The 11,278-nt window shown below is 71.9% G+C and carries 8 protein-coding genes and 1 pseudogene; 4 read left to right on the plus strand and 5 right to left on the minus strand.

All coding sequences use genetic code 11. The annotated features are described in order from the left end of the window. Both PV363_RS09310 and PV363_RS09315 read left to right on the plus strand, forming a co-directional pair. On the plus strand, positions 1-479 hold a 479-nt coding region (locus PV363_RS09310), incomplete at its 5' end, for a biliverdin-producing heme oxygenase (protein WP_301022184.1). A 77-nt stretch (positions 480-556) separates the two neighbouring features. Continuing rightward, entirely contained in the window at positions 557-1,930 is a 1,374-nt protein-coding gene (locus PV363_RS09315; RefSeq protein WP_301022185.1) for an NAD(P)H-quinone dehydrogenase, read from the plus strand. 90 nt (positions 1,931-2,020) lie between these two features. Here the strand turns inward: PV363_RS09315 and PV363_RS09320 are convergent, their stop codons facing one another. The 4 genes from PV363_RS09320 to PV363_RS09335 form a co-directional block, all read right to left on the minus strand. After that, a complete protein-coding gene (locus tag PV363_RS09320) occupies positions 2,021-2,938 on the minus strand; it encodes a DUF559 domain-containing protein (protein WP_301022186.1) in 918 nt (305 codons plus the stop codon). Between the two features lie 147 nt (positions 2,939-3,085). Continuing rightward, a complete protein-coding gene (locus tag PV363_RS09325) occupies positions 3,086-6,463 on the minus strand; it encodes a pyruvate carboxylase (RefSeq protein WP_220341913.1) in 3,378 nt (1,125 codons plus the stop codon). Between the two features lie 63 nt (positions 6,464-6,526). After that, positions 6,527-6,937: a universal stress protein gene (locus tag PV363_RS09330; RefSeq protein WP_220341912.1), complete on the minus strand. Its 411-nt coding sequence runs from the start codon at positions 6,935-6,937 to the stop codon at positions 6,527-6,529. A 42-nt stretch (positions 6,938-6,979) separates the two neighbouring features. Continuing rightward, entirely contained in the window at positions 6,980-8,761 is a 1,782-nt protein-coding gene (locus tag PV363_RS09335; RefSeq protein WP_301022187.1) for a biotin carboxylase N-terminal domain-containing protein, read from the minus strand. Positions 8,762-8,919: 158 nt separating this feature from the next. Here PV363_RS09335 and PV363_RS09340 point away from each other — a divergent pair, with 158 nt between their 5' ends. Together PV363_RS09340 and PV363_RS09345 are read left to right on the plus strand one after the other, a co-directional pair. After that, positions 8,920-9,381 (plus strand): DNA-binding protein, encoded by a 462-nt coding sequence (locus tag PV363_RS09340; protein ID WP_220341911.1) that lies wholly within the window; start codon positions 8,920-8,922, stop codon positions 9,379-9,381. Then, complete coding sequence (locus PV363_RS09345; protein ID WP_301022188.1) at positions 9,374-10,426, plus strand: serine/threonine-protein kinase; 1,053 nt, start codon at positions 9,374-9,376, stop codon at positions 10,424-10,426. Before PV363_RS09340 ends, PV363_RS09345 begins: the two co-directional genes overlap by 8 nt. Before the next feature lie 6 nt (positions 10,427-10,432). Here PV363_RS09345 and PV363_RS09350 read toward each other — a convergent pair. Further along, positions 10,433-11,278 (minus strand): annotated as a pseudogene (locus PV363_RS09350) (hypothetical protein); the annotation flags it as partial.

An 11,278-nucleotide genomic window follows, 5' to 3' on the forward strand; every position in this document is an offset into this window, starting at 1 on the left:
TCGTCTACGAGGCGATCGAGTCGGTCGGCACGGTGCTCGCCGCCGACCCGGTCGGGTCGGCCGTCGTCGACGCCGCCGTGGAGCGGTCGGCCGCCATCGAGGCCGACCTCGTGTTCCTCGCCGGGGAGGACTGGCGCGACATCCCTGTCGGCCCCGCGGCCACGGCGTACGTGCAGCGGGTCCGTGAGACCCAGGACGATGCCGTGCGCTTCCTGGCGCACCACTACACGCGCTACCTCGGCGATCTGTCCGGCGGGCAGGCGATCGGCCGCATCCTCCAGCGCGAGTACGGCCTCGCCGAGGGTGGCGTGACGTTCTACGACTTCCCGCTCGTGCCGAAGCCCAAGCTGTACAAGGACGCCTACCGTGCGCGCCTCGACACCCTTCCCCTCGACGACGCTGCCAAGCAGCGCGTCGTCGACGAGGTCAAGGTCGCCTTCGCCCTCAACGAGGCGCTGTTCGCCGAGATGAGCGCCTGAGCGACGAGCGCCACATCGGCACGACGCGTGCGCACGCCGCCGCGTGCCGCTCGTCCGAGGTGCGAGACAATGACGGCGTGAATCGCGTCGTGATCGTCGGTGGTGGACCTGGTGGGTACGAGGCTGCGCTGGTCGCGGTACAGCTCGGGGCGGAGGTCACCGTCGTCGAGCGCGACGGGCTCGGCGGGTCGACCGTCCTCACCGACTGCGTCCCCAGCAAGACGCTGATCGCGACCTCCGACCTGATGACCGACGTGGCCGGTTCTGCCGAGCTCGGACTCGTCGGCGCCGGTTCGGAGTCGGTCGACCTCCGTAGGGTCAATCACCGGGTCAAGCGGCTCGCCCTCGCGCAGTCCGACGACATCCGGCGGCGCATCGAGCGGGAGAACGTCGAGGTCATCGCCGGCACCGCCCGTCTCGACGGGCCCGAGACGGTCCTCGTGGACCGCGCTGACGGTGGTTCGGAGGAGCTGCACTCGCAGGTGGTGCTGCTGGCGACCGGCGCCCACCCGCGGGTCGTGGACACCGCGATCCCCGACGGCGAGCGCATCCTGACCTGGGAGCAGGTCTACGAGCTCGACGAGCTGCCCGAGCACCTGGTCGTCGTCGGGTCGGGTGTCACGGGCGCCGAGTTCGCCGGCGCCTACAAGGCTCTGGGCTGCGAGGTCACGCTGGTCTCCAGCCGTGACCGCGTCCTCCCCGGCGAGGATCCGGACGCGGCCGTCGTCCTGGAGGAGGTCTTCACGCGGCGCGGCATGAACGTGCTGTCGCGCTCGCGGATGGAGTCGGTCGAGCGCAAGGGCGACCGCGTCATCGTGCGCCTCACCGACGGCCGCGAGGTCGAGGGGTCGCACTGCCTGCTCGCTCTCGGGTCGATCCCCAACAGCGAGGGACTCGGGCTGGAGTCGGCAGGCGTCGGGGTCGACGCGGGCGGTTTCATCGAGGTCGACCGCGTCTCGCGGACCTCGGCCCGCGGGGTGTACGCCGCTGGAGACTGCACCGGTGTCCTCATGCTCGCCTCCGTCGCGGCCATGCAGGGACGGATCGCGATGGCGCACGCCCTCGGCGACGCCGTGCACCCGCTGCGTCTGCGGACTGTCGTCTCCAACGTGTTCACCGCGCCGGAGATCGCCACGGTCGGGGTGACGCAGAAGGAGATCGACGCCGGCGAGGTCGACGCCGAGTCGGTCACCCTGCGGCTGTCGGGCAACCCGCGCGCCAAGATGCAGGGCGTGCGCGACGGCTTCGTCAAGCTCTTCTGCCGGGCCGGCGGCGGCGCCGTGATCGGCGGTGTCGTGGTGGCACCGCGTGCGTCGGAGCTCATCCACTCGGTGTCGCTCGCGGTCTCGACCGGACTCACGACCGACCAGGTCGCGAACGCGTTCACGGTCTATCCGTCGATGAGCGGCTCCGTGGCCGAGGCTGCCCGCCGCCTGCACCAGCCCCGCTGACCCGCCCCGTCCCCGATTTGTGCAGCTGGTCCAGGAACTGTTGGCCCGATTCTGCGACCAACTGCACACAGCGCGGACGGGTACGAGGCGTCAGGCGAACCAACGGGTCCACATCGCGTTGAAGAGCGGTCGTGCGCCCTCGTACCCGTTGTCGCGCAAGGCCGTGTGGACGCGCCAGACGATCGCCTTCGGACTCCTGAGGTCGTCCTCGAGGACCACGACGACCGTCCAGCCGAGGCGTTCGAGGTTCTCGCGGCGCGTACGGTCCCGAGCGCGCTGCTGCTTCGAGCGCTCGTGCCACGCGCCGTCGTACTCCACGATCACCCGCCATCGCCAGTAGACGAGGTCGCACCGCGCGACGAACCTCTCGCACGCGTCGAGGATCTCCTGGTTGCACTCCGGCTCGGGGAGACGAGCGAAGACGAGCATCAGCCTGATCAGCGTCTCCATCGGTGATTCGGCCCGCTCCCGGACGTAGGCGAACGCGCGCCTGGCACGCACGACGCCGTCGAGGTGGCACCGGTCGAGGTACGACCGCAGCTGCGAACGTGACGTGTGTCCGCGGTGGATGAGGTGGTCGGCAGCCTGGACCAGTTCGACCAGACTGACGATCGTGGCGAGGTCGACGTACGTGCGGTCCGGTCCCGTGCACCCGATGTGATCTCTGACGGCCATCCGCAGCCGGCCACGTCGCCGGTGGAGACGGATGTCGTCGCGTCGGACCTGCGCTGCGGAGTTGGTGGAGAAGTGCAGCGGCAGCACCGATCGGACGCCGAGGCCCCAGAGGCGGAGGGCGGTGAGGTGGCTCGCGAGGGCGTCGTCGGGAAGCACGAGGAGCGCCGCCCTGACGAGGAGGGCAAACGACACGGGCAGGTCCGCCGCGACGTGGACGCCGCGGAAGAGCCGCCGGAACCGCGCGCCCGTCAGGTCCTGGGCGCTGAAGCCGAGAGAGCGTGCGGTCGCGTTGGTGAAGGGGCCGTCGCGCAGCTCCTCGGGCACGGGTTTCATGCCGGGAGCGTGGTGCCGCTAACGCGACTGAGGACACCCGATCTGTCGCCTGTGGAGATCCCGTCCCCGATTTGTGCAGTTGGTCCAGGAAGTCGGCAGGGGATTCCTTGATCAACTGCACAAATCGCGGACGGGACGGGACGGGAGCTAGCCCAGGACGAGCAGCAGGTCGCCGCCCTCGGACTGGCGCGGGCCCTCGATCACCAGGCGCGACACCGTGCCGCCGTTGGGTGCGGTGATCGCGGCCTCCATCTTCATCGCCTCGATCGTCGCGACCTGCTGGCCGGGCTCGACGGTGTCACCGACCCCGACCGAGGGGGTCACGACGCCGTCGAACGGCACCGCGACCTGCAGCGGGTCGGCCGGGTCGGCCTTCTCGGCGGTCACGACGTCGCTGGACACCGAGCGGTCACGCACCGTCACCGGACGGAGCTGGCCGTTGAGCCGGCAGAGCACGTTGCGGAGCCCGCGCGCGTCCGCGTCGCTGATCGCCTCGAGCCCGAGGATCAGGGTCTTGCCCTCCTCGAGCGTCACCTCGACGTCAGCGCCGGGCCGCAACCCGTACCAGTACGCCTCGGTCGGCAGCACCGACACGTCGCCGAACTCTCCGCGCGCGTGCTCGAAGTCGCGCGTGGGTCCGGGGAAGAGCAGCCGGTTGAGCGTGGGCCGCGGGTCGGCCTCGAGACCGGCGCGGTCCTCCGGTCCCAGCTCCGTCTCGCCGATCTTGACCGTACGGCCCTCCAGTGCCTTGCTGCGGAAGGGCTCCGGCCATCCACCGGGCGGGTCGCCCAGCTCGCCCGCGAGGAAGCCGATCACCGAGTCCGGGATGTCGTAGGCCTGCGGGTTGTCGGCGAACTCCTTCGGGTCCGCGCCGACCGCGACGAGGTGCAGCGCGAGGTCGCCGACGACCTTCGAGCTCGGCGTCACCTTCACGATGTCGCCGAGGATGTCGTTGGCAGCGGCGTACATGTCCTCGATCTGCTCGAACCGGTCGCCGAGCCCCAGCGCGATCGCCTGCTGCCGCAGGTTGGAGAGCTGCCCGCCCGGGATCTCGTGGCGGTAGACGCGGCCGGTCGGCGAGGGCAGTCCCGCCTCGAACGGCGCGTACAGCTTGCGGACGGCCTCCCAGTACGGCTCGAGGTCACCGACCGCCTCGAGCGACAGGCCGGTCGGCGCCGTCGTGTGCTGCAGGCCCGCCACCAGCGCCGACATCGGCGGCTGCGACGTGGTCCCGGCCAACGATGCCGAGGCGGTGTCGACGGCGTCGACACCGGCGTCGATCGCGACCATCAGCGTGGCGAGCTGGCCGCCGGCGGTGTCGTGGGTGTGCAGGTGGACCGGCAGGTCGAAGCGCTCGCGCAGGGCGGTGACCAGACGCCAGCCGGCCGGCGCCCGCAGCAGCCCGGCCATGTCCTTGATCGCGAGCACGTGCGCGCCGGCGTCGACGATGCGTTCGGCGAGCCGCAGGTAGTAGTCGAGCGTGTAGATCGGCTCGTCCGGATCCATCAGGTCGCCGGTGTAGCAGAGCGCGACCTCCGCCACCGCCGTGCCGGTCGCGCGCACCGCGTCGATGGCGGGACGCATCTGCTCGACGTCGTTGAGTGCGTCGAAGATCCGGAACACGTCGATGCCGGTCGCGGTCGCCTCCGCGACGAAGGCGTCGGTGACCTCGGTCGGGTACGGCGTGTAGCCGACCGTGTTGCGTCCACGCAGCAGCATCTGGAGGCACACGTTGGGGATGGCCTCGCGCAGCTCCGCGAGACGCTGCCACGGGTCCTCCTTGAGGAACCGCAGCGCCACGTCGTACGTCGCGCCGCCCCAGGCCTCGATCGACCACAGCTGTGGCGTCGCCCGTGCGACGACCGGCGCCGCAGCGAGCAGGTCGAACGTACGGACCCGGGTGGCGAGCAGCGACTGGTGCGCGTCTCGGAACGTCGTGTCGGTGACCGCGACGTGAGTCTGCTCGCGCAGTGCCCGGGCGAACGCCTCGGGCCCGACCTCGAGCAGCTGCTGACGCGTGCCCGCCGGCGCCGCCGCGCCGAGGTCGACCGGCGGGAGCTTCTCGCGGGGATCGATCACGTCCGGCGCCGGGCCGTGCGGTCGGTTGACCGTCACGTCGGCGAGGTACGTGAGCAGCTTGGTGCCGCGGTCGGCAGACGGCAGCGTGTCGAGCAGCTCCGGGTGGCGGTCGATGAACGAGGTGGTGACACCGCCCGCGACGAACTCGGGGTTGCCCAGCAGCGCCTGGAGGAAGGTCAGGTTGGTCGTGACGCCGCGGATCCGGAACTCCGCGATCGCACGCCGCGCGCGCTCCACCGCGGCCTCGAAGGTGCGGCCCCGACAGGTGAGCTTGGTGAGGAGCGAGTCGAAGTAGGCGCCGATCTCGGTGCCGGAGTAGGTGGTGCCGCCGTCGAGGCGGACGCCCGCGCCGCCGGGGGAGCGGTACGTCGTGATCCGGCCGGTGTCCGGGCGGAAGCCGTTGGACGGGTCCTCGGTCGTGATCCGGCACTGCATGGCGACGCCCCGGACGGCGATCTCGTCCTGGCGGAGCCCGAGGTCGACCAGGGTCTCGCCGGCGGCGATCCGCAGCTGCGCCTGCACCAGGTCGACGTCGGTCACCTCCTCGGTGACGGTGTGCTCGACCTGGATGCGCGGGTTCATCTCGATGAAGACGTAGTTGCCCTGGGGGTCGAGGAGGAACTCGACCGTGCCGGCGCAGGTGTAGCCGATGGACCGGGCGAACGCGACGGCGTCGGCGCACATCCGGTCCCGGATCTCCGGGTCGAGCCGCGGGGCGGGGGCGATCTCGACGACCTTCTGGTGGCGCCGTTGGACCGAGCAGTCGCGCTCGAAGAGGTGGATCACGTCACCGGTCGCGTCGGCGAGGATCTGCACCTCGATGTGGCGCGGGTCGACCACGGCCTGCTCGATGAAGCAGGTCGGGTCGCCGAACGCGCCCTCTGCCTCCCGCATCGCGGCGTCGACCGCGTCGCGCAGCTCGGCCGGGTCCTCGACGCGCCGCATGCCGCGCCCGCCGCCACCCGCGACGGCCTTGACGAACAGCGGGTACGGGAGGGCCTCGGCGGCGGCGACCAGCTCGTCGCGGTCACGGCTGGGTGGCACGGACGCGAGCACCGGCACACCCGCCTCGCGTGCCGCCTCGATGGCTCGCGCCTTGTTGCCGGTGAGGCGCAGGACCTCCTCGGACGGGCCGACGAACGTGATGCCTGCCTGCGCGCAGGCGCTCGCGAGCGAGGGGTTCTCCGAGAGGAAGCCGTATCCCGGATAGACGGCGTCGGCCCCGGCGCGTACGGCCGTGGCGACGATCTCGTCAGGGTCGAGATAGCTGCGGACCGGGTGGCCCACCTCACCGATCTGGTAGGCCTCGTCGGCCTTCAGACGGTGCTCGGAGCCACGGTCCTCGTACGGGAAGACGGCGACGGTGCGGGCGCCGAGCTCGTAGGCGGCGCGGAAGGCGCGGATCGCGATCTCGCCGCGGTTGGCGACGAGGACCTTGCGGAACATGGGGGTACTCCGATCGAGCGCATCAGGTCCGGTCGGCCGCCGCGACGGTGGGGCGGCCGGCTCTCAAGGTACCGGGTGCTGTCCGGGCTTGGCCGCGAAGACCGGGACCGGCGCATCGAGCAGCAGCTTCTGGGCGACGCTGCTCATGATGAGCTTGCCGACGGGGGTGCGGTGGCGGATGCCGATCACCAGCAGCTCGGCGCCCTCGTCCTCGACGGCCTCGATGATGAGGTCGCCGATGCCGGGTCCGACGGGCTGCCGCAGGCGGTGGCCGGGGAGTCCGGCACCGGCCAACCGGTGCCGCAGCTGCTCGAGGTCGTACCCGTGGACGAAGTCGGGGTCCTCCTCGAACCGGGAGTGCTTCGCGACGTTGACCACGACGAGCCGTGCATCGTGGGAGCGAGCCCAGGCGATGCCGTGCTCGAGGGCGACCTCGCCGTACTCGTCAGGGGTGTAGGCAACCGCGATCGTCATGGGGAGCACCATGGCACAGCGCTCGGGTCCCTGTCTGCAACGTCAGTCCTTGATCTCGACCACCACGGCGCCGGCGGTGACCGTCTCGCCCGCGATCGCGACCAGCCCGGTGATGGTGCCGGCCTTGTGCGCGTTGAGAGGCTGCTCCATCTTCATCGCCTCGAGGACGACGACGAGCTCGCCCTCCGTGACGGCCTGCCCCTCCACGACCGCGACCTTGACGATCGTGCCCTGCATCGGGGAGACCAGCGCGTCACCACCGGCCGCGGCGCCAGCCTTCTTGCCGGCCGCCCGCTTCGGCTTCTTGGCGCCGGCTCCGGCGGCAGCACCGGCGGCACCGAGCCCCGCGGGAAGCACGACCTCGAGTCGCTTGCCGCCGACCTCGACGGTCACCGTTTCGCGCTCCTCCGCCTCAGGCGCCTCGCCGGCGGCACCGTCGTACGGCGGGATCGTGTTGTCGAACTCGGTCTCGATCCAGCTGGTGTAGACGCCGAACCCCTCGCCGTCACCGAGGTAGGCCGGGTCGTCGAGGACCCGGCGGTGGAACGGGACCACCGTCGGCATGCCGTCGACGCCGAACTCGTCGAGCGCGCGGCGCGACCGCTCGATGGCCTGCTCCCGGCTCGAGCCGGTCACGATGAGCTTGGCGATCAACGAGTCGAACGAGCCGGGGATCGTCTCGCCGACGACGTAGCCGGAGTCGACGCGTACGCCCGGGCCCGACGGGGGATCCCACGTCGTCAGGGTCCCCGGGGCGGGCAGGAAGTTGCGTCCGGCGTCCTCGGCGTTGATCCGGAACTCGATCGAGTGGCCGCGGATCTCCGGGTCGTCGTAGCCGAGCTCCTCGCCGGCGGCGATGCGGAACATCTCACGGACCAGGTCGAGGCCCGTGACCTCCTCCGAGACCGGGTGCTCGACCTGGAGGCGGGTGTTGACCTCGAGGAAGGAGATGGTGCCGTCGCGGGCCACGAGGAACTCGCACGTGCCCGCGCCGACGTAGCCGGCCTCGCGGAGGATCGCCTTCGACGAGGCGTACAGGCGCTCGATCTGGTCGTCGGTCAGGAACGGCGCGGGCGCCTCTTCGACGAGCTTCTGGTGACGGCGCTGCAGCGAGCAGTCGCGGGTGGAGACGACCACGACGTTGCCGTGCGCGTCGGCCAGGCACTGGGTCTCGACGTGACGCGGCTGGTCGAGGAACTTCTCGACCAGGCACTCGCCACGCCCGAAGGCCGTGACGGCCTCGCGGACGGCAGAGTCGTACTGCTCGGGGATCTCCTCGAGCGTGCGAGCGACCTTGAGACCGCGTCCGCCGCCGCCGAAGACCGCCTTGATCGCGACCGGGAGGCCGTGCTCCTTGGCGAAGGCGACGACCTCGTCGGCGTCGGCGACCGGGTCCTTGGTCCCCGGTGCCAGGGGGGCATCGGCCCGCGCAGCGATGTGCTTGGCCTTGGCCTTGTCGCCGAGGGCTTCGATGGCGTGCGGCGGGGGGCCGATCCAGATCAGCCCGGCGTCGATGACGGCCTGCGCGAACGCCGCGTTCTCGGCGAGGAACCCGTAGCCGGGGTGCACGCTGTCGGCGCCGCTGCGCTGCGCGACGTCCAGGATCTTGTCGATCGACAGGTAGGTGTCGGCGGGGGTGGCGCCACCCAGCGCGTACGCCTCGTCGGCGAGCCGGACGAACAGCGCGTCACGGTCGGCGTCGGCGTACACCGCGACGCTGCCGATCCCCGCGTCCTTGCAGGCGCGGACGACGCGGACCGCGATCTCGCCACGGTTGGCGATGAGGACCTTGGTCAGCGGCCGGATGCCTTCGTTGTTGCTCACAGGTGTGCTCCTCGACGTGCCTGGGGGCTGCGTGCCGAGTCTAAGCGGCACCCTGACGGTTGCCGTCAGGTGCTCGGGGACTGAGCAGGAGCGGCCGCTCACGACCCGCCTGCCGCCGCTCTCGGAGGGCGCTCGCTGCGGATAGGGTGAAGGCCGTCATGACGAGTCCCGAGATCGACGCGAACACCCGCGCGCAGGCCGAGCTGTACGGCGAGCCGCTCGGGATCATCGTGCGCCGGTGCGTCCAGACGTTCGGGGTCACGCAGGCGCGCATGGCGTCGTTGCTGGGCATCTCGGCGCCCATGCTCTCGCAGCTGGTCAACGGTCACCGCGTCAAGATCGGCAACCCGGCGGCGGTGGCCAGGCTGCAGGCCGCGTACGACATCGCGGGCCGCGTCACACGCGGCGAGACGACGTCCGAGGAGGGCCTGGCCGAGCTGGAGCGCGAGGTAGCGGGAGGGGTCGTCACGCACCGCAGCACCGAGGCCGCTGTGCTGCGGACCGTGCTGAGCGTCGCGGGCGATCCCGACGAGTACGAGGCCGCGGCGCTGCTGCTCGACGCCGACCACCCGCTGATCGCCCAGCTCCTCCGTCAGTACGGGGGCCACGGGCGTGGGTGAGGTGTTCGCCGGCCGGTACGAGCTCCTGGAGCCGATCGGTGCCGGTGGCATGGGGACGGTGTGGCTGGTCCACGACCGTCGGGACGACCAGCTCCGGGCGGCCAAGCTCGTCCGTCAGGTCGACGCGTCGCTGCTGCTGCGGTTCATCCGCGAGCTGAGCACCCGGATCGAGCACCCGCACACGGTCGTGCCGCGGGGCTGGGCCGGCGAGGACGACACGGTGCTGTTCACGATGGACGTCGTACGGGGCGGGTCGGTGCACCACCTGATCGAGGACTTCGGGGCCCTCCCGGCGCCCTGGGCCGCATGCTTGCTCGACCAGCTGCTCGACGCGCTCGAGGCCGTCCACCGGGCCGGCGTCGTGCATCGTGACGTCAAGCCCGCCAACCTCCTGCTGGAGCCGACCGGCCGCGGCCGGCCGTACCTGCGACTGAGCGACTTCGGGGTGGCGGTGCCCCTGCACGAGCCCCGGATGACCGCCCCGGCGATCGTCCTCGGCACCCGCGGCTACCGCGCGCCCGAGAGCGCGGTCGGGGCCGACCCGCTGCCTGTGCAGGACCTCTACGGCGCCGGGGTGGTCCTGGCGGAGATGCTGACCGGCGAGCGGCCCGAGGACGGCCACGCCCTGCAGTCGGCGCCGCCGCCCGGGGTCGACCGACGGCTGTGGGACCTCGCGCGGGCCCTGGCGGAGCCCGACCCGGCGCGCAGGCCGCCGAGCGCGGCGCGGGCACGCAGGATGCTGCACGACACGGGCCTCGTCCCCCCGGCCGGTGCAGCGCCCGGCGACGACGGAGCGGAGATCGAGGTCTTCGAGCACGTGCGGCTGCACGGGACCGACGCGGCCCCCGCACTCCGCGCTGTCCCCCTGCCGCCGACGGCGCCCGAGCCGCCGCCCTCTCCGTCCCCGTCGCCGGGTCTTCCACCGGGCCTTCCGCAACCGCCGGCGTCCACCCGGCGGCCGAGCCCGCTGGCCGCGTTCGGCCTGCTGAGCGTCGGCGCCGGGGGACTCGTCATCGTCCTGGCGATCCTCATGCTGCTCGGCTGAGCAGCATCACCAGCCGTCGCCGGGACGCTCGCCCCGGCTCGCCGGCGGCGGGCTGTACGGAGCCTGCTGCCCGCCGTACGGCTGCGGGTAGTCCTGCGGCGCGTCGGGCGGGGTGTAGCCGCCGTACGGGGTGGCCTCCGCGCGTGCGCCGGCCGCGCGCCGTCGTGCGATCAGCACCGCTGCCACACCAGCGAGGACGAGAAGCACCCCGAGGCCGACGAGCACCCACGTGAGCCAGCCCGAGGAGCCGCCGTCGAGGTCCGGGCCGATGACCGCCGCCTGGTCGCCGAGGTCGGGGGTGCCTGACACCTCGCCGTTGACGGCGACGCCGAGCGTGAAGCCGAGGTCGGCTCCGGCGGCGCCGGAGCCCTCCTCGACGGGCGGTGCCGCGACGACCACGTAGTACGGGCCGGCGGACGAGACCGCCGTCGCTGTGCCGTAGGAGTTCTCGCGGGCGTTGTAGAGCACGAACGGCGTGGTGGAGCGCAGCTCGGGCGAGGAGTACTCGTTGAGGCGACCGTACGTGTACGAGATGCTGTCGGTCGCGACCGCCCGCGACGGCGCGTACGTCACGAGGCTGGTCTGAACGTCCTCGCCGTCGAAGGCCGTGGCCTGCGCCGCCGTGACCGGGGCGAACTGCGCGACGGTGTCGAGGCTCTGTCCCCAGTCGAGGTCCACCCGGTAGATCTGGGTCTCGCCCGGGCTGATGGTGCCCTCGTAGGCCCCCGGGTCCAGGGAGACGGCCTCGTCGAACGACACTCCGCCGGCCGGGAGCTCCTCGGGATCGGACAGCGACGGCTTCTTCTCGGGCAGCTCGGCGGACTTCGTGGGGAGCTGCTCGGCATCCTTGGC

It is taken from the genome of Mumia sp. (assembly GCF_028803055.1).
Taxonomy (GTDB): Bacteria; Actinomycetota; Actinomycetes; order Propionibacteriales; family Nocardioidaceae; genus Mumia.

Coding starts and splice junctions, on each gene's coding strand:
- PV363_RS09320 (WP_301022186.1), bottom strand. CDS start 2,938: ATGAAACCCGTGCCCGAGGAGCTGCGCGACGGCCCCTTCACCAACGCG.
- PV363_RS09325 (WP_220341913.1), bottom strand. CDS start 6,463: ATGTTCCGCAAGGTCCTCGTCGCCAACCGCGGCGAGATCGCGATCCGC.
- PV363_RS09330 (WP_220341912.1), bottom strand. CDS start 6,937: ATGACGATCGCGGTTGCCTACACCCCTGACGAGTACGGCGAGGTCGCC.
- PV363_RS09340 (WP_220341911.1), top strand. CDS start 8,920: ATGACGAGTCCCGAGATCGACGCGAACACCCGCGCGCAGGCCGAGCTG.